The 17,864-nt window shown below is 61.9% G+C and carries 14 protein-coding genes and 2 pseudogenes; 4 read left to right on the top strand and 12 right to left on the bottom strand.

Annotated features, from left to right (window positions below; genetic code table 11):
• Nucleotides 1–38: 38 nt before the first annotated feature.
• Genes ACSF9G_RS12780 through ACSF9G_RS12770 form a run of 3 tightly spaced genes read right to left on the bottom strand, consistent with a single transcriptional unit; the run spans nt 39 to nt 4,671 of the window.
• Nucleotides 39–3,377: a UvrD-helicase domain-containing protein gene (locus ACSF9G_RS12780; RefSeq protein ID WP_436642182.1), complete on the bottom strand. Its 3,339-nt coding sequence runs from the start codon at nt 3,375–3,377 to the stop codon at nt 39–41.
• Nucleotides 3,374–3,961 carry a hypothetical protein gene (locus ACSF9G_RS12775; RefSeq protein ID WP_436642180.1) on the bottom strand — a complete coding sequence of 196 codons (588 nt, stop codon included), beginning with the start codon at nt 3,959–3,961 and terminating at the stop codon, nt 3,374–3,376. The genes ACSF9G_RS12780 and ACSF9G_RS12775 overlap by 4 nt, the downstream gene beginning before the upstream one ends.
• Complete coding sequence (locus ACSF9G_RS12770) at nt 3,961–4,671, bottom strand: hypothetical protein (RefSeq protein ID WP_436642178.1); 711 nt, start codon at nt 4,669–4,671, stop codon at nt 3,961–3,963. The genes ACSF9G_RS12775 and ACSF9G_RS12770 overlap by 1 nt, the downstream gene beginning before the upstream one ends.
• 1,092 nt (nt 4,672–5,763) lie before the next feature.
• Here ACSF9G_RS12770 and ACSF9G_RS12765 point away from each other — a divergent pair.
• On the top strand, nt 5,764–6,117 hold the full coding sequence (locus ACSF9G_RS12765) for a hypothetical protein (RefSeq protein WP_436642176.1): 354 nt from the start codon (nt 5,764–5,766) through the stop codon (nt 6,115–6,117).
• Complete coding sequence (locus ACSF9G_RS12760; RefSeq protein ID WP_436642174.1) at nt 6,114–6,770, top strand: thermonuclease family protein; 657 nt, start codon at nt 6,114–6,116, stop codon at nt 6,768–6,770. Before ACSF9G_RS12765 ends, ACSF9G_RS12760 begins: the two co-directional genes overlap by 4 nt.
• A gap of 48 nt (nt 6,771–6,818) precedes the next feature.
• Here ACSF9G_RS12760 and ACSF9G_RS12755 read toward each other — a convergent pair whose 3' ends face one another.
• The 4 genes from ACSF9G_RS12755 to ACSF9G_RS12740 all read right to left on the bottom strand — a co-directional run bounded on the left by ACSF9G_RS12755 (nt 6,819) and on the right by ACSF9G_RS12740 (nt 10,352).
• Nucleotides 6,819–8,615: a recombinase family protein gene (locus ACSF9G_RS12755; RefSeq protein ID WP_436642172.1), complete on the bottom strand. Its 1,797-nt coding sequence runs from the start codon at nt 8,613–8,615 to the stop codon at nt 6,819–6,821.
• Entirely contained in the window at nt 8,608–9,180 is a 573-nt protein-coding gene (locus ACSF9G_RS12750; RefSeq protein ID WP_436642170.1) for a DUF2924 domain-containing protein, read from the bottom strand. The genes ACSF9G_RS12755 and ACSF9G_RS12750 overlap by 8 nt, the downstream gene beginning before the upstream one ends.
• A 14-nt stretch (nt 9,181–9,194) precedes the next feature.
• Nucleotides 9,195–9,821 (bottom strand): DUF3489 domain-containing protein, encoded by a 627-nt coding sequence (locus ACSF9G_RS12745; RefSeq protein WP_436642168.1) that lies wholly within the window; start codon nt 9,819–9,821, stop codon nt 9,195–9,197.
• A gap of 303 nt (nt 9,822–10,124) precedes the next feature.
• Nucleotides 10,125–10,352, bottom strand: a complete 228-nt coding sequence (locus ACSF9G_RS12740; RefSeq protein WP_436642166.1) for a helix-turn-helix domain-containing protein — start codon at nt 10,350–10,352, stop codon at nt 10,125–10,127.
• A gap of 131 nt (nt 10,353–10,483) precedes the next feature.
• Here ACSF9G_RS12740 and ACSF9G_RS12735 point away from each other — a divergent pair, with 131 nt between their 5' ends.
• The gene (locus ACSF9G_RS12735; protein ID WP_436642164.1) at nt 10,484–10,984 is read left to right on the top strand and encodes a hypothetical protein; all 501 of its coding nucleotides are present in this window, start codon (nt 10,484–10,486) and stop codon (nt 10,982–10,984) included.
• 696 nt (nt 10,985–11,680) lie between these two features.
• On the opposite strand, the gene ACSF9G_RS12730 is transcribed toward ACSF9G_RS12735, so the two are convergent.
• The 5 genes and pseudogenes from ACSF9G_RS12730 to ACSF9G_RS12710 all read right to left on the bottom strand — a co-directional run.
• Nucleotides 11,681–12,505, bottom strand: coding sequence for an Nmad3 family putative nucleotide modification protein (locus ACSF9G_RS12730; protein ID WP_436642162.1), 825 nt, complete (start codon nt 12,503–12,505; stop codon nt 11,681–11,683).
• 448 nt (nt 12,506–12,953) lie between these two features.
• Nucleotides 12,954–14,402, bottom strand: a complete 1,449-nt coding sequence (terL, locus tag ACSF9G_RS12725; RefSeq protein WP_436642160.1) for a phage terminase large subunit — start codon at nt 14,400–14,402, stop codon at nt 12,954–12,956.
• Entirely contained in the window at nt 14,399–14,923 is a 525-nt protein-coding gene (locus ACSF9G_RS12720; RefSeq protein WP_436642158.1) for a DUF5681 domain-containing protein, read from the bottom strand. Before ACSF9G_RS12720 ends, terL begins: the two co-directional genes overlap by 4 nt.
• A 4-nt stretch (nt 14,924–14,927) precedes the next feature.
• Entirely contained in the window at nt 14,928–16,418 is a 1,491-nt protein-coding gene (locus ACSF9G_RS12715; protein ID WP_436642156.1) for a site-specific DNA-methyltransferase, read from the bottom strand.
• An 863-nt stretch (nt 16,419–17,281) separates the two neighbouring features.
• Nucleotides 17,282–17,665, bottom strand: a pseudogene (locus ACSF9G_RS12710) (integrase core domain-containing protein); the annotation flags it as partial.
• On the opposite strand from ACSF9G_RS12710, the pseudogene ACSF9G_RS12705 reads away from it, so the two are divergent.
• Nucleotides 17,663–17,864: pseudogene (locus tag ACSF9G_RS12705) on the top strand (IS3 family transposase); the annotation flags it as partial. The pseudogenes ACSF9G_RS12710 and ACSF9G_RS12705 sit on opposite strands and share 3 nt — an antisense overlap.

The raw sequence follows: 17,864 nt of genomic DNA, 5'->3' as shown, positions 1-17,864 counted from the left end.
TCATCGAATTGAGCGCCGGATTTCGTCTGCTCCGAAGGTCAGCAGGGCTCCGGTGCGCCGACCGCCGGGCAGCCGACGAAATAGGGGCAGCGCCCGCAATTGTGGGCAGTCGGTTTTGGGGGCAGCACGCCGCTGTTGATCGCCGCCAGCACCTTCCCGGCGGCTTCGACATCGCCTACAGACTTGGCGGCATCGCGCGTCACTGGGACGACATCGCCGCTAGTGACGTGCCCAATCGACACAGCCGCGTTCGCACCGAAGGCAAGGCGGGCCGCTGACAAGAGCAGGCCGGCGGAGGCATCGTCGCCACTTTTCGATCGGCGCCTGCCTGCGTCAAGAAAGCGGATTTCAGCGGCGGATGCACTTTGCTTCACCAGAGGCGCGCCGATGTGGATCGTCCCGCCTGCAATCGGTAGCTCGATCCGCTTGAAATCGACCGCATCATAACCCGTGGCGAGTCGGGCGAGCGCCGCCGCCTGCCTTTCGGCATAATCGCGATAATCGGCCGCAAGGCCATCGTCCGCTGGCCCGCGTTCCAGCCAAATCTCATCGAGCAGCTGGGCGATCCCGCGCTCGACAGCTGGACCTGCGACCTCCGCGACCCGGTCAACCAGCTGGTAGAGAACGCCCGATGTCTTCAGGAAGGGCGACTCGTGACGCCGCCCGGGGATGCCGAAAATGCGGCGATAGGCGATCTTCAGCGGGCACTTCTCATGGTCGCGTATGTCGAACAGATTGATAGTGTCGGTGGCGATCGCCGCAAGTGGCGGCGACTTCGGACTTCTGGCGATGGTTGGATTGCCGAGACTCTGTCGGTCGAGCGGCGCGAGCCGGGCCAGGAAGGGCGAGGGCCGTCGCATCTGCACATTGGCTTTTTCGCTATGGTAGAGGCGCAAATGATCTTCGGCGCGCGAAATGGCGACGAAGAACAGGCATTCCTCTTCCTCGAGATGGGTTTCGCGCGTTTCCGGTTCGACTAGACCCGGCGGAAGCGGACTTGTGTCGCGCCGGAATATACCGGGCAGGCAATTCTTGTGCAGTCCGACGACGTGCACGGCCGGAAACTCCAAGCCCTTTGCGCCGTGGATCGTCATCAGATGCACCGCGTCGGAGTCGCTGCCCAAGGTGACGCTGCGCAGATCGCGATCGTCGGACAATAGCATTGTGCTGCGCATCCGCTTCAGAGCGCGCGCTGGCGTGAGCGGTTGGCCGCCAAGCTCGCGCTGATCGAGGAAGGTCAGGAGCGCCAGGAGCGCCGCTCGGGCCGAAGTGCCGGCCGGACCGGGAGCGGAGGCCAGGTCGCGCAGATAGTCGGATCGGTCGACTAGCCAGGTCGCTGCAACTTCGAATGCGGGCGTGTAGGGGGTGAGCCCGTCAAGCTGAGCGCCAAGCCGTTCGAGCGCCGCCGCGCCGCTCGCGCTGATCCCGTCGATGCGGGAGGCGCGGCAGAGGAGCGATACCACCGGCTCACGTTCATCAAGCGCTTGTCGGACGATCACGCCGATATCGGCGGCGCCCACGCGGATCTCGCGCATTGCCGCGACCCGCACTAGAGCGCCGCCATTGGCCTCGGCCAGCAAGGCGAGTACCGCGAATAGGTCGCGGACCTCCTCGCGCTCGAAGAAGGAGCCGAGATGGCTGGTGGCGAGGCCGTGGCGCGCCAAGATGTCGGCGGCGATGTCGAGCCGGGCATTGGTTGGCGCCAACACCGCCTGGCCGCCGAGCGGCACACCTGCCTCACGGAAGCGAATGATCTCTTGTGCGACCAATTCGCCTTCGCAGGCGTCGTCGAGCCCGACCAACAGCCGCGTCGCCGTCCCCGGCTCCTCACGATCCGCTTCGGCATTATAAGCAAGACCGTTGCGCCCGGCCCGCATCTCGCGCGCGAACGCCTTACCAAGCGACACAATATGGTCAGTCGAGCGATAATTGCGGTCGAGCGGCAGCCGCTTGCCGCCCGTGAAATCGGCCTCGAAACCGGCCATGTTGGCAGAGGACGCACCGCGCCACCGGTAGAGCGATTGCCGGGCGTCGCCCACCACCCACAGGTGCGACCCCTCCCGGCGAAGCTCGATCAGCAACCGGGCGCTGGCGCGATTGACGTCTTGATATTCGTCGACGAGGACATGGCCATGCCTAAAGGCGACCTGCCGTCTCACACCCTCATTCTCGATCAGCAGTCGGGTCGGCAACATCACTAGGTCGCCGAAATCCACGGCGCCCGCGTCCCGCAGGGCCGCCGTATAGATTTCATAGACCCGCGCCGCCTCACAGGCGCGCTCGGCGGCCTCGATCTCCTCGGTTGTGCTGGCCGCTGCCAGCGCTTCGGCGGCGCGCCGCGCGAATTCCTTAGCATCGACCAGCTCGTCCTTGGCGCGCGAGATCGCACCTAGGATCGTCTTCAGCGCCTGCTCCGGATAGCGCAGGTCGTGATAATGCTTCAGCCCCATCAGGGGTAGCCGATCCTCCAACAATTCGATCGCCTGGGCGCGATCGATCAGCTGCACGCCCGCCGGGAGGTCGAGCCGGTCATAGTAGCGCCGAATGAGGTCGAGACCGAACGCATGGAAGGTTCCGGTCCATATTTCCGCCGCCGCCTCGGCGTTGGCGAGCATGATCCGCTCGGCGATTTCGCCGGCCGCTTTGTTCGAGAAGGTCAGCGCGAGGATCTGATCGGGCGCGACCCCCCGCGTGGTCAGTAGATGGTCGACCCGCATGACCAAAGTGCGCGTCTTGCCTGATCCCGGCCCAGCCTCAAGCAGCAAGGCGGGACCGTCGAACCGCGCGGCATCGATCTGGCTCTGGTCGGGCTTGGCAACGCCGCCCCCGCCGCCATACTTGGGTTCTGCGACGTCTGGCCCCAGAAGACTGTCGAACAATTGCCGTCGAACGAGGGCCGGTGGTAATTTGAGCAAGCTCGCAATCTCCGCGGCGTTCTTCCTTTCGTCGAGAAACATGCGCCTCGCCAATGTGCGCGGCAGCAGGAACTCGCGGCCGAAGACATTGGCCTGCAATTCACGCCGTTCCCTTGGCCCATAGGAATCGACGCGGGAGAGAGCTCGCGAACGGCCGGCGTCGGGATCCGACCCGGCACAGGCATCCTGCGGACGATGCAGCCGTAAATGCCCCAGCTCGTGGGCGACGAAGGCGGCTGCATCTTCGTCCGAGACGTCGTTGCGGACGTAGATCCTGGACCATTCGCGCAGCAGCTTCGCGTCGCTCGTCCCGATCAAGGTATCGCCGGGCGGGACCGACTCAATTTTAAATCCAAGCGCGGCCACCGCAGCCGCCACCGCCGTCTGCGCGTCGGCGTCGGACGCGACATGCTCGCCGCGAAGCTGTCGCGCCGCCAGCCTCGCAAGGTCGAAACCGGTCATGGCTCGTCTTCCAGCCATCGTCGCTTGAAGACATCGGGAACTTCGGAGCGGGAGAGCGCCGAGGCGAATTCCTCGGTGCCATCGTCCTGCAGCTTGGCGCGGTTGCGATTCTCGGCCGTCGCAAGCCCATAGCCCGGCGGACCGGCAAGAAAGTCCCGCACCGCGGCGCGCGACTGACCGAGTAAATCGGCAAGATCGCGAAGGCAGCGTTGTCCGGGGCCCCGCAGCCGACGCTGCTGGAGCCTAATAAGGAAGTCGCGGTCACGCACTGCCGGCTCGATCGCAAGCCAGGTCGACGGGCGCGCCAATTGCTGCTCGGCGGACCCGCCTTCGGGACGGCGCGCGACTTCGCCGAGATAATAGCTCTGCAGGCTGAGCACAGCAGCCTGCTGCTCATCGTCCAGCACCACCGACTCCACGTCGGCGGTCGCCGCCGCCGTATCGACGGCCGAGTGAGCAACGAGGTGCTCGAACAATTCATCGATCGCGGCATCGTCGAGCTGGGCGACCAGTTCGGCGTCCCACAGGCCCTGCTCGATGAACTTCTCGGCCAGGCTGCCGAGGTCAGGATTGGCTTTGGTCATTACCCCTTCTCCTCCAGCGCATCTTGTATGATGCGCGTAAATTGCTGCTTGAGTCCGGCCAGTGTGCTCTTCGCCTTTCCGGTCAGCCGGACCAGATCTTCGGTCCCGTCGGGTGCCTCGATGGGCAGGTCACCGGACATGATCAGCATGAACAAGCGCCGCCGCTCAGGCGTCTTGAGATATTTCTCGGCGATCGCGGCCAGCGAGGCATCGCGCGCCACCCGTGCCGCGTGCTTGCCGCCGTCGCTCCGCTCATGCTCCTCGCCGAACGTGACGCTTCGGTCGCGATGGCGCTTGAACAATCGGCGATATGCATCCTTGATCCGGTTCTTGAGCTCTCGATCAAAGGTGATCTCCCACCAGTCGATCGAGTCCTTCTTCGCCAGATCGTCGAGGAAGGCGGTCATTGCCTCGTGAACCAGCTCCCGCTGCTCGTTGCCGAACTTCCTGCAGACGGCGTGGGCGAAGGCATAGGCGCGCATGATCAGTGCATGGCTCAGTCGATCGCTCAGTTCCTTGGCTCCCTCGACCCGGTGTCGGCGAACCAGCCTCACCAGCGCGGCCTTGGGTATGTAGCCGCTCGCGCTCACCTGATCGATTTTTGCCGCGGCCAAGAGTTCTTCTGGCGTCAGTTGCTCGGCCCATTCGAGGGCGCGCACGACGAACGCCGGGTGGAAAAGTTCTTCCGGGTCTGAACCATCCTCACTCACCGCTTGTCTTCCTTGTCCTCTTACCATCGATGCTTGCGTATCGTTGTTACCGCCGGAAAACGTCTGGGCCTAAATCAAAATTTTTTCCGGGAGTTTTGCGAGGGAGCTGCGAAACTTCATACCCTGTCCCACCACAGTGATCCTAGAACCGCAAGTTCACCCGCGAAAGCCATCACCCAAGAGGTATACTCGTACAGCCCGCCTCCTCGGTCGCGATGAACACCGACGACGTCCTGCTGCTAATTGGAACGACGGAACTCTATCTGGTGAAAACGACCGAGACGGCTCTACGTGTGATCGTCTCACCGTAACCCTACGATCCTCATTCGAAATATTCGCGGCATGTTCACCATTCTCGACCGGTATCCAACCGACAGGCGACATTTGCCGACCCTAGTCCCGTTGTCCTCGATTGTTCGCCTGCGTCAGTCTCAGCCACGTAACGGCAGTTGCGTAAAGCGGCCAACACGACTGATCTGAATGACCGACAGGAAGCACCATTCCGGCGCATCAAAGCTGGTGGCCGGTAACCCACCAAACGCGCCGATTTCCGAAACGTGAATAAACGACCGCTCCCGGGATCAGCGTCAGTCCAGTGGAACGGCGATAATGAGGGCGCAATTCGGTCCGGCCGAAATGTGGCCGCTTGCCGAATGGCAGCTTTCCACGTTCGGATTGCCAAAACCGGACGGGCCGCTCCCGGCCAAATGCGGTCGTTCGAGTTTATTGCGTTGATCGACTGCATTTTGCCGCATGCCGAACATAAAAACGGCGGTCGATGACGCGATTGCGATGCTGGCGGGGCTGCGGTCGACGAACCGGCTGGATCTGTGTTTCAACTCAATGCAACAGCAAAGCGCGACTTTCGCCCACCTCAACATCGGTAATCGCGCAATCGATCTACAACTCCGGCCAGCCCGGGTGTGGAGATCGCCACGTCTATGCCGGCCGCACGCGTTTTGTCCCCGACTCCATCCTCGAACACTTCTCCATGACCTCACGACCGACGGCGTCGGAATCGGAGGAGACGCGTTCTGCGATGACGAACACGATCGATATCCGTGAACGCATGCGGTCGATGTGGAAGTAGCTGTGCCCGCGTTTGCCGGCCACCTGCAGGTGGGCACCCCGGAGTTTCTGGCTGTCTGCGCGGACAGGTACCGGACCTATCGCAAAGTTCGGTTATATCCGGTTGTTGGCTCGCAACTTTGCAATCAATCGGATATGCTGGGATCGGCTGAAACCGGGCGGACGCCCGGCTGCAATGTACCGCTTGAGATACGCAAAGAGGCGTCGATGACTGATCGATCTTCCAGGCTTTCTGCCTTGCGCGAAATACTGGCGTCGTGCGAGGCGGAAGCCGACAGTCTGGGGCTCGAGATGATCGGCTTTCTGCTGGCGATGGCCCTACAGGAAATCGATGTGCAGGAGGCAAGCAATCAATGAGGCTCGCATTCGTCCTCCTGCTGTTGTCGGCGACTATTGCGTCCGCCGCCGACGTCGTGTCGGGCCGTGCTTCGATCATTGACGGCGACACGATCGAAGTCGCGCACGCTACGATACGCCTCTATGGCATCGACGCTCCCGAAGCCGGACAGAAATGCGACAAGGCAAGTGGCGGTTCCTGGCGTTGCGGGGATGAAGCAACCGGAGCGATCGCTGACCTTGCCGAAGGCAAAGACGTCCGTTGCGAGATCCTCGGGAAGGACGACTATGACCGGCTACTCGGCATCTGCACCGTTGGCGGCGTCGAGATCAATCAGCGCATGGTCGCCGACGGTCATGCCTGGGCCTTCGTCAAATACGCAAGCGACTATGTCGATGTAGAGCAGCAGGCCCGTTCGGCTGGCCTCGGTGTCTGGCAGGGCCCGGCCAGGGCGCCATGGGACTACCGCGCCGAGAAGTGGACCGTCGCCGAACAGGAGGCCCCGGAAGGCTGCCCAATCAAGGGCAACATTTCCCGCAATGGGAAGATCTATCATCCGCCCTGGTCGCCCTGGTATTCGCGGACCAGGATCGACGAGTCCAAGGGGGAGCGCTGGTTCTGCTCTGAACGGGAAGCAGTCGATGCCGGCTGGCGCGCTCCACACTGGCGCTAGTCGGCGTCTGATCGTATCGCGACGCGGTTCCGTTTCTTTGGGCTACGCTCACACTGCGGCTTCACTTTTCGCGAAGCTAGGCTGCCGACCGATAACCGCGACCTGCTCTCTCCACCCGAGCGGCAGTGGCGCTGCCGCCATCAGGTTCGTCGCATCCAATGTGACCGGCTGGCGCCCTTCGAGGATCGCCTCGATCAGCGGCGGCGCGAGGAATGCCAGAGGTATGAGCCTCGCGACGTAGCGCTCCGATACCCCCTCGGCACTGGCGATCTCCCGCAGCGTCCGGGCCTTGCCTGATGCAAGCAGATCGAACCAGTGGTGTCCGCGGGCAACAGTCTTGATCAGTACCGGATCGGGGGCACGGCGGCTGGTGTCTGACTGATCCTCGATGACGAGCTTCGTCTCGACGCCACGACGGGCGAATGTGATCGTGCGATGGAGCTCGATCGATCCATCGCCTGGCAGGCAGTCTTTGAGACCTGCTTCGTCGTCGCCGGGCGACAGGGCTTCGACCAGCCTCGACCGATCCAGCCGTATCCGGAGACGCCCGTCGCCGAGACGGATCTCCTGCACGACGTCGAGCAGGATTTCGCGTTGTCCGGATACGGACTCTGTCTCGACGCGCATTGCCAAACGGGACGCCGCGGCCGTCATCTCCGTCTGTCGTGATACGGGCAGTGCCTCGAGGCCAAGCTCCGCAGTCAGTCGTGACGCATCCCGGAGGAAACCGGCGATCTGATCGATCACGACCGGTTCGATCCCGGTGGCTGCGATCCGGTATGCCTTCCAGCAATTTTCGTCCTTGCCCCGCGCATGGGACCGTACCCGGGCATAGTAGCGGTAACGCCGGCCTGACTTCACCGCATGGGTCGGTGTCAGCCGGTTGCCCTGTCCGTCGTGGAGAAGGCCAGCCAGAAGGCTCGGTTCCTTTGCGTTGCGACCGATGCGCCTGGCATGGCCGTTGGATCGCAACTGCGCCTGAACATCATCCCACAGCTTGCGGTCGATGATCGCCGGATGCTGGCCCTTGTGGCGTTTGCCCTTGTGATCGATTTCGCCGATGTAGATCGGGTTCGACAGGATCCTGTAGAGGTGGCCGCGGCTGAAGGGCAGACCGCCGATCCTGCGGCCCGTCTTCGTGACGTAGGCCTTGGTCCGGAAGTCGCGCCGGTCGAGTTCGTCTTTCAGGCGCCGGACGTTGCCAAGCTCCAGATAGAGCCGGCAGATCGTCCGGACGGTTTCGGCCTCGGGCTCGTTTATGGTGAGCGTCCGGTCGCTGGCATCGTAGCCGAGCGGGACAAAGCCACCCATCCACATGCCCTTTGCCTTGGATGCCGCGATCTTGTCGCGGATGCGCTCGGCGGTGACCTCGCGCTCGAACTGGGCGAAGGACAGGAGGACGTTCAGCGTCAGCCGTCCCATCGAGCTGGTCGTGTTGAACTGCTGCGTCACAGAGACGAACGATACCCTGTTCCGATCGAAGATCTCGACCATGCGGGCGAAGTCGGAGAGTGATCGGGTCAGCCGGTCGACCTTGTAGACAACGACGATGTCGACGAGACCAGCCTCGATATCGGCAATGAGGCGTCTGAGGGCCGGGCGCTCCATCGTGCCGCCTGAGATGCCACCGTCGTCATAAGGGCCCGGCAGTGCCGCCCAGCCCTCGTGGCGTTGGCTCAGGCAATAGGCCTCGCAGGCTTCGCGCTGGGCCTGCAGGCTGTTGAAGTCCTGTTCGAGCCCTTCCTCCGAGGACTTGCGGGTGTAGATGGCGCACCGGCTGCTCCGGACAGATCCGTTTGATCTGCGGCCTGCACGGCTGCCCTTCGCATCGCCCCGGTCAGGCATCGCTGGCCTCCTGCCTCTCAGGTTCCGCAGTTTCCGAACCTGAGCACATCGTTCGAGGTGGCCGTGATCGCCTGGCAGGCGTCGACGACGCCTTGAGGCCGAAGAAGACGCGACCGTTCCAGCTGGTGCCGGTAATGGCCCTGGCGACCGCGGACAGCGAGCGATAGCGATTGCAGCGCCACTCGAAGCCTCCGTCGACAACAGCGACGGTATGGGTCTCGCCGCGCCATTCGCGAACCAGTCGCGTTCCGGGTCGTAGCGGGCGATCGACGGCGGATGATACATCGCCCTTGCCGCGCGCCGCTTCTGCGATCGTCCGGATCTTGCGTTTCGTTGCCGCCGACAGGCCCCCATACTTCTCGACCTGCATCTGATACGCTATCGCCTGGATCAGGAGATCGCGGCGCAGATACGGGGGCGCGGTGTGGCCATAGAGGCTCTTCCACCGCGCCCGCAGGTTCCGGAGGCTCAGGGCGCCGAGAGATCTCAGCTCAGCCTCGACCTGGGTGCCGCCAGGCCCAGACACCATCGGACCAGCCGGCGATTCGGACAAGCGTTCGTCCATCGTGCCAGTCCTTCTCATCCGGATTTCCGAGCCGATTCAGGACCATCGTTCGCTGGCGTCTCGATGATCCTGTATCGGGTTCCGGTCTTTCCCGACCTGTCCGTATCGATGACGAAGCCGCGCTTGCGCAGGCCGCTCAGCACCGCGCGTGCCGAGTGCGGCAACCAGCCCGTCGCATCGGTCAGTTCGACAATCGTCGCGCCGGATTTGCGCTGCAGGAGAGCGATGACCGCGTCCTGTTTGGAGGACCGCCGGGGGCTGGCGTTCACGGACGGACCTTGTCGGCCTTTGACTGTCGATCCGGATTTTCGCGACCCGGCCGCTTGCACATTGGCGGGGCGCCTGGTTCCCTTCGTCGACTTGCGACCCCCAGTGCTCGGCTGGCCCGCTTCCGTGATGCCGATGGCTTCCAGGCCGGCGTCGGTCGCGCGCAGAGCCAGAGGCCGATCGTCATCGTCGTGGCGCCAGACCGGCATGTCGCGGCCGGCGGGGAACTCTTCCACGAACTGCAGGTCCAGCAGCTTGCCGACGACCTTGTTCGCAGCGCCGCCTTTCAGCCTGTCCGGCAGGGTGACGACGTGGCCTTCGGCCTGTGCGGCCTTTGACAACAGGATCAGTTGGGTATCGGTGAGTTGGGGCATGGGATGCTCCTTCGGCTCGGACCGCGCCGATCGCGGCCCTCCCACTGCCCTGCCCCCGCATCGGCCATCGACCGTCGGGGATCCCATTTCAGACGTTCAGGCGATTGCCGTCCCGGATGCCTGTGCTGGCGACGTTTCCACTTCCTGCTGCGGAACCGAACCGCGTGCCGTCATGGCTCGTGTACACAGGAACATGCATGCTTGCTTTGGAGCGGAAGTGAAGCCCTGAAACGGAAAGTCCGGACGGGGAAAACAGATGCCCCCGCAAACGGTCCGGACCGGCCGGCGTGTCACCATGCCTGGCTATTTGCGTCGTGTGCTTCCGTCTTCTTCCAGAAGCTTCCATGCGGGTACACCAAGCGCTTCGGCAATGCGTGCCAGAACCACAACTGTCGGATTGCGGACGCCGCGTTCCACGCCACTGATGTATGTGCGGTGCAGTCCGCATTCGAATGAGAGCGCTTCCTGCGAAAGACCGAGGTCCCCGCGAAGCCTGCTGACATTGATGCCGACGCGCCGCCGAATATCCATGCGGCCATCGGGGCGTTTTGCAGATTATTGATCTACAGACTATGAGTCTCATTTCACTGGACTTCCCGCCGGAAGGAAGCAATCACCGATCAGTCAGGGACAACCCGGATACGACATCGAGACAGCCACCGATGACCGATACGGCGCACTATCTCGAATCCCGCCTGCGAGAGAGTATCCTCGAGCACGTGTTCACGGGCGATGTGCTGAGGTGTCTTTGGCGGCATGGTATCCGGGACATCGAGGTCCTGCGCGCGGAAGTCGACCGTGGCGGCTACGACCTCGTCTTCGAGGCGAACCGAGTCATGCGCCATATCCAGCTGAAGGGCAGCTACCGTTCCGCGAAAACCCGGGACGTAAGCATCCACAGCAATCTGGCGACGAAAACCGGCGGGTGCGTCATCTGGATCCTGTTTGATCCCGGGACGATGGAACAGGGACCGTTCCTGTGGTTTGGCGGCCATCCTGGTGATCCGCTTCCCGAGCTGCCCGACAGGGTCGCGCGGCATACACGAGGTGCAAGGAACGAGCGCCCCTCACACAGGATTCTGCCGCGAAGCCGCTTCGACGTGCTTCAGACGATCGACGAGGTTGTAACGCGGCTGTTCGGACTGGCTTCTACCAATTCTTGATTCCGGATTGTCCTCAGTGAGGGGACCTGCGGTACGGTGAGATCTCCTGTGCCGGCAATTGGCTTTCTCGACTTTATCGCAGACTTTCAGGTCCCGATTCCTCTGGCGCACCGTCGCCAGCCGGCGCATGCGAATTCAGTACAAACAGACGACTTACGATAGCGTCGACCAATTACCGGTAGCTATCGTCTGTATCTAGCAGGAGCCGTGACGAGCTGGTTTCACAATGCACCTTCCTCCGAATATTTGGCGTCTCCGTCGCGTAGATACTCCGGAAGATGATGAATCCGTTGCAAGATGGAGAATCGCAGCGACATCGTTGTCGATGGCGGTCGGGCTTTCTGAGTACGGCCGATGTATCACGTACCTGCGGTTTATCCCGTACATATGCTGGGCCAACCTCGGATATTTGTTCTCCAGCAATGGCCCGTCTTTTCCGAAATACCTGAAATGACGGAAGCTCAGTTGTGGTCCACGACCGTTCCAGCCAGACTCCCGCGGTCCGATGCCGATCCATGTGAGCCTGCGAGCAATCCCGTGAAGTTTCGGCAGGTGACTCACACCTCCAATGCCGATAACCGCGTCAAAGTTCCGCGTACGAACAGAGCCCATGCAATCGCCGCAGCCAAATACTCCGGTCTCCGGATCCGGATCGCCCTCGTGTGTTCTCTTATAGATCAAGGTACGCATTCATTGTCACCGCGTATCTGCGAAAAGTCTGCCCAACCAAGAAAACGCATCTTCCCGCTTACCGATTTCCGCGACAAATTCCTGGCCGCGTCTGGCGCAGGCCATAGTGCCATTCGACGTCCATCTGTGGGCTTTATGATACGTCATGCCGACGCCTCCGCGAGCCGCGTTTAGCCAATCTGGAACGGACCACGTTGATGGATTGTCTCCCTCAACAGTCAATTTAAGTCCGCGTCGAAAAATACCCCATCCTGGAAGCTTCGGGATGGATCTGCCCAGATGAAGTCTTGCAGAAGCGATATACAGGACGTTACGGCGACCCCAGCCATTGCGTACGTGGGGATGGTCCCGAAGCCACGGCCATTTCTGTGCAACGAACGACCCGTCCTCGCCTAGTTGCAGGATCTCGCCTACCTGGAGCCAGCCAAACAGCCGATGCTCGGGGGGACCATGGAATGTCCAGGCATCTCTTCGCTCGGCATTTCGAAAAAGACCCCAGAACAGAAATAGATCCCCGACCCCGACCCCCGAATTTGACAGATGGGCCTGAGCGGCACCGACTTGGCCAAGCGCACCACGCCATCCAGAACGCCGTGGAAGAACCGAAGATACCAAATCCGGATCGAGATGGCACCGGCTATACTGGCTTACCCTCCCCTTCGTAAGGTCCTCAACGAGTGAGCCGTAGTTGCCCATCAAGTCTATATATCGAACTGGGCTTGGTGATTTTCGGGCCGGGATCGGTAGGGATAGAGGTTGGCCGTTGATAATCGGGCTTGGACAACCGCCAGCGCTTGAATCAAATCCCTTGCGACTGAAGACGATCCGCATGGAATTCAATTACATTGACGCATCGTGTTTCAGCATACGGCTGAGCGCACGACGGCGGTTCGGTCCGGCAAGATCGCTCGACAACAAATCCACGCGCCCCCTTATTTGCGGCGAATACTCCGTGCCTCGGGCTTCGAGGGATACAGGGTTCCCGATACGATCGGCAAGTTTGTATCCATTAGTTCCGGATCGCCCAAATACCTAGCATATCACAATGGTTACCCCGGGTTGTCTTGTTGCCCGTTTCAAGGGACTGGATCGGCCGGTAGTTCGGGATGGCTACCAATGCTCTGTCAGGCGCGAAGCCATCATGCGCTGCATACCCGCCAAGTGATCGCAACGGGCCGAATGCCGCCATCGCGATTCGGTCGCGGCCGGCGCATGGTAAACTCTTTGCAGGCGACATCGCTGCCACGATCGGAGACCGGGGTGCCCATTTCCCACCAGGTCAGAATCCGGGCCTGGTGTCGCCGTAGATGATCTCGCCGCCCTGGAACGAAACCGTTCCCTGCAATGAACGCCGGCGGGCGACCCAGTTCAGCAGCTGCGAGACGCTGTCGACCTGGTCATCGTGGCGACTGTTGGGAAACGCGAGCAGCTCGTTGAGAAACACATCGAGCCACGATGCATTTTCCGGGAGGAGCACATGACCGGCTTCGATCTTTGCGGTCTGTGCAGCCATGCGATCGGCCTTGCTGCCGTCGGGCCGGACCGCAATCGGCCGCACTACGCCATGTGGCCTGTTTTCGGCGATATCCTGGTAGAGCTGCAGCCCGAGCCCGGCCTTCTCGATCAGCACAGCATTCGCATTGTCCCGCTGCGCAAGCGCAATGACCTTGCGCCGCAGGTCCGGAAACTCCAGGCGATCGCGGAACACGTCGAGCAGATAACAGTCTTCCCTGGCGACCAGCCACGTCGTGCAGACGGACCAGTCGTTGGTCTCGCCGACGGCGCTCGCGATATCCCAGCTCTGCACGATCATCGCGCCGCCCTTGCGGTCGGGGACCTGGTCGTAACGCAGGAACCACTCACGACGGACCAGATTGCCTTCGAGAGGAACCGGCGCCTGCTGGTACTGCGCCGAGAACATGAGGCTGCCCATTTCAGCCTTGAGGCTTTCGAGGATGTCCAGCGGTTCGCGCTCCGGCTGCAATGCCTCGCCGCGCGCGCGGGCGTATGTCAGGCCGGCACCGAGCTCTATTTCCTCGTCTTCGGGCGCGATTGCAGCAAGGCTCAGATGATCCCAATCGTCCGACTGCATAAGCAGGCGGCCGGTCAGGTCGTCCTCGTGAAGACGCTGCATCACGAGCACGACCGCGCCGTGGACCTTGTCGTCGAGACGCGAGAGAAGCGTGTTCGAGAACCAGTCGATGACGCGACGCCGCTGAGGTTCCGACTGCGCATCTTCGGCCTTGTGCGGATCGTCGATGACGATCAGGTCACCGCCGCGTCCGGTCAATGTGCCGCCGACCGAGGTTGCAAAGCGAAATCCGCCTTGCCTCGTAACAAGTTCGTTTCCGGTATCCTTTCGGACACGCATCTGGGGAAACAGCTTGCGGTACCACTCTGATTCGATCACCGCGCGGAACATCCGGTGCAGATCTTCCGCAAGATCGCTGGAATAACTGACGCAGATGATCCGCTTCGAGGGATCGTGGCCGAGAAGCCAGGCGGGCCAGGCCACCGAGACGATGATTGACTTCAGCGACCGCGGCGGCTGGTTGATGATGAGCCGGCGCTCTGCGCCGATCTCGACCGTATCGAGGCGATGGATGATCGCCTCGATATGCCAGTTGTCGATGAAGGCATCGCCGGGCGAAACCGTGACGAAGCACTTGTGGAGGAAGGCGTGAAAATCCGACCTCAGAAGTGCGGCAACCGGACGCGGAAGAGTCACCGGAGGATCTCCTCGATATCGGGGTCATCCGGATCGGATCCGGTCTTCGCGGTGTCGTCGTGACCAGCTGCAGGCTGTTCGTTGGCGGCGCCGATTGCAGAGCGGATGACGCCCTTCGGCCGGCTGCGGCGCGAAAGGAGTGCCTCCAGTATCTCGCGGTCCGTTTCCGACACGTCCTCCACGGCCACCGCTTCGGGATCGTTGTTGTAGGTCGCGGCGAGCTCGAGCAGGCGTTCCAGACTGCGGGCGTCGCCCTTCAGCGCCTTCTCCCGCAGGCGCATCAGGGCTGCTTCCTGGGTCGAGGTCTTGCGGGAGCCTTCACCGTCCCTGACCCGAACCTTTGCCTTGAGCGCCTCGCGCACATCGGTGCTGAAATTCCGCGACCCCTTGCTGCGGCCCTTCGGATTTCCTGACTGGCCCGGCTTGAACTTCGTGCGGTCCGGCGGCTTGCCGAATCCGACCTCGTAAGGTGCATCCTCGTGATTCCTCGGGCTGCCGTTCTTCTTCGGCTTCCTGGTCATGTCGCTACTCCTTCACGTTTGCGTCGTTTGCCAATGCGGTCGATCCGGTCCTCGATTCCGCTGCCGTGGAGAGACAGCCTGCGGCGGCGACTGCACGATCGGCCGGCGTCGGCTCCCTGTCCCCTTCGCCGGTTTCGGGTCCGGCCGTTGCATCTTCGGTGAGGTGCTCTTCCTCGCGTGCCTCGAAGGGCGCGCCGGTTGCGGCATGAACTGCCGCCTTTCCGGTCAGCGTCTGCCAGCGCCGGATGATGACGTCGCAATAGTGCGGATCGATCTCGACGAGCCTTGCGCGGCGACCGGTGCGCTCTGCCGCAATCAGCGTCGAGCCGGACCCTCCGAACGGATCCAGGACGATGTCCCTGCGCTTCGAACAATCCCTGATGGCGTCGGCAACGAGGGCGACCGGCTTGACCGTCGGGTGCATCGCAAGCTCCTCGAGCCGCTCTGCGTGGAAACTGTTCGCACCGGCATATTCCCAGACGTTCGTGCGGTACCGGCCCGTCTGGCCGAGCTCGAAGCTGTTGATGTGCGGCGCGGTGCCCGACTTGAAGGCAAGGACCAGTTCATGACGCGAGCGGTAGAAGGTGCCCATGCCGCCGTTGGGCTTGACCCAGACGATGAGGTTCTTCAGCTCCGGATAGACCGCCTCTCCTGCGGCAAGTGCTTCAGCAAGGTGACGCCAGTCCATGCAGACGAAATGGATCGACCCGTCGAGAGAGTGTCCGGCAAGGCGGTCGAAGACCGTTGCAAGGAAACCCGTGAACTCTGCCTTCGACATCTCGCCGGAAGCCATCGCGAACTCGCCGTGCCTGATCTTGCCGAGACCCGAGACGTTGTTTTCGATGCGAACGTTGTAGGGCGGATCGGTGAAGACCAGCCGCGCCTTTTCGCGACCCTGTCCGTCGACTTCGGCGCTGGTGAGAAGCGCCTCGTAAGCGCTTTCGTCGCGGGCATCGCCGCAGACGAGACGATGGTCGCCGAGCTGCCAGACATCTCCGGTCTGCGTGACGGCGGGACGGTTGAGTTCAGCTTCCGGCGCTTCGTCATCCGGATCGGGTTCGCCGGCCTTCGCCTCGTGCTCCTCGATCAGAACATCCGTTTCGGCGATCGAGAAACCGGTCAGCTCGACATCGAACTCGAATTCGATCAGTTCGCCGAGCTCGATCGCAAGCAGATCGCGATCCCAGCCGGCAAGTTCCGCAAGCCGGTTGTCGGCAATCACATAGGCGCGCTTTTCGGTTTCGTTGAGATGCTCGATCCGAAGGACCGGCACCTCCTCGAGGCAGAGCAGCTTCGCCGCCTCGACGCGACCGTGGCCGGCGATGATGCCGCCGTCACTGTCGACCAGCACCGGGTTCACAAAGCCGAACCGCTCGATCGAGGAAGCGATCTGCTTCAGCTGCTTCCGCGTATGCGTGCGCGCGTTGCGCGCGTTCGGCTTTAAGTCAGAAACCGAAACGCTCTCGATTCCGACTTTAGATAGAGAAGGTGACATAAGTAGGCTCCAGGGCATGTTTTCCCGGAGAAACGATAAGCAGGTATAGGGGGTCAAAATACTCGTCCGGAAATTTCCGGACAGGATTTACTGCGATTTCCGAGGGCGCCCGGCGGGTCGGAAGTCCGACGTCAATTCCGTAGGGATCGTTAGATAAGGGACAACACCGGTCTGAGGCCAATCCGGCTTGCGGTCGAGTGGGCGCCAACCTTCCGAAACCTGCCAGATATCCTTTGGCAAGGGTGGCTCCGCTTTCGAGCGTTGCGGTCGCCAATTCTGTCCCCAATGCCGCAAAATCTCTGCCTCAGCCAGGAATGACTGGAAGTCCGCATACTCGTCATACCCAACTTCAGGCCGGGAGGCGAAACTGCCTCCGCGAATTACCCATGCGGCCCAAAGATGCGCCGCCGGGAGAAACTGTCTCTTGACCTCCGACAACGTCGACCGTGAGCCGGTGACTCTTGATCGTGCAGTGACTCTAATAGCAAGCTCGATTGCATTGTTCCAAGATGCGATCGACGCATCGGTGTTGGCCAGTGCGAATAGAGCTTTGAACATCTCGCCTATGGCGGTGCCATTCCACCATCGCGTTTCGATGTCGCGCAATGGGTATCCACTGTCTTCGGACAGACGCGCCAATTTGGCATATGTCAGTTGTCCGCCTTTAGCGTGAAATTCGCGAAGTGGGCCAGCCAGATACTGCGCCGTAAATGCGTTCGCCTTTCGCCGTTCCATTTCGTCCGCACTTGGATAGAGCATCACGCCGAGCGTTGCGGCGAATGGTTCAGGATGATCAAGTGGAAGGACAGGCATTTGGACTTGCCCCGAACGTTGGACCGCGGCCTTGGGCCTTCTCGCCTGTTCTAGGCCATCGGGTGACAGGTGGCCCCGATGGATTTCATGAACTCGACCGGCAACTTGTTGCCGATCGAACTATGCGGTCGCTCGGTGTTGTACTCGTGGCGGTACGCTTCGCATTTTAGCCTGGCATCGGCCAGCGACAAGAACCAATCCTGGTCGATGCATTCGGCCCGGACCTTGCCGTTGAACGCTTCAGCGAAGCTGTTGTCGGTCGGCTTGCCCGGCCGGGAATAGTCCAGGACAACACCATTCATGTAGGCCCACAAGTCGAGGTCCCTGGAGATGAACTCCGGGCCCTGGTCGACGCGGATCGACCTCGGCAGGCCATATTCGGCCGTTACCCGTTCGAGCGTTCGCACCACGTCGGCACCTGTGTATCGGCCGCGCTAACCAGAGCGGTCATTCGCCTGGCTGAGCAATATGGTCGATATGGCTACCGCGGGATCACGGCACTGCTGAATGCCGAAAGTTGGGTGGTGAACGTCAAGCGCGTCTATCGCATCTGGCGGCGCGAGGGGCTCAAGGTACCCATGAAGCAACCGAAGCGCGGGCGTCTGTGGCTAGCGGACGGATCGTGTGTGCGGC

It is taken from the genome of Microbaculum mangrovi (assembly GCF_051390635.1).
Classification (GTDB): domain Bacteria; phylum Pseudomonadota; class Alphaproteobacteria; order Rhizobiales; family Tepidamorphaceae; genus Microbaculum.
This window is presented reverse-complemented; position numbering and strand designations above follow the sequence as displayed.

Coding starts and splice junctions, on each gene's coding strand:
- ACSF9G_RS12715 (WP_436642156.1), bottom strand. CDS start 16,418: ATGTCACCTTCTCTATCTAAAGTCGGAATCGAGAGCGTTTCGGTTTCT.
- ACSF9G_RS12755 (WP_436642172.1), bottom strand. CDS start 8,615: ATGCCTGACCGGGGCGATGCGAAGGGCAGCCGTGCAGGCCGCAGATCA.
- ACSF9G_RS12730 (WP_436642162.1), bottom strand. CDS start 12,505: ATGCGGATCGTCTTCAGTCGCAAGGGATTTGATTCAAGCGCTGGCGGT.
- ACSF9G_RS12720 (WP_436642158.1), bottom strand. CDS start 14,923: ATGACCAGGAAGCCGAAGAAGAACGGCAGCCCGAGGAATCACGAGGAT.
- ACSF9G_RS12745 (WP_436642168.1), bottom strand. CDS start 9,821: ATGCCCCAACTCACCGATACCCAACTGATCCTGTTGTCAAAGGCCGCA.
- ACSF9G_RS12750 (WP_436642170.1), bottom strand. CDS start 9,180: ATGGACGAACGCTTGTCCGAATCGCCGGCTGGTCCGATGGTGTCTGGG.
- ACSF9G_RS12760 (WP_436642174.1), top strand. CDS start 6,114: ATGAGGCTCGCATTCGTCCTCCTGCTGTTGTCGGCGACTATTGCGTCC.
- ACSF9G_RS12735 (WP_436642164.1), top strand. CDS start 10,484: ATGACCGATACGGCGCACTATCTCGAATCCCGCCTGCGAGAGAGTATC.
- ACSF9G_RS12740 (WP_436642166.1), bottom strand. CDS start 10,352: ATGGATATTCGGCGGCGCGTCGGCATCAATGTCAGCAGGCTTCGCGGG.
- ACSF9G_RS12780 (WP_436642182.1), bottom strand. CDS start 3,377: ATGACCGGTTTCGACCTTGCGAGGCTGGCGGCGCGACAGCTTCGCGGC.
- ACSF9G_RS12775 (WP_436642180.1), bottom strand. CDS start 3,961: ATGACCAAAGCCAATCCTGACCTCGGCAGCCTGGCCGAGAAGTTCATC.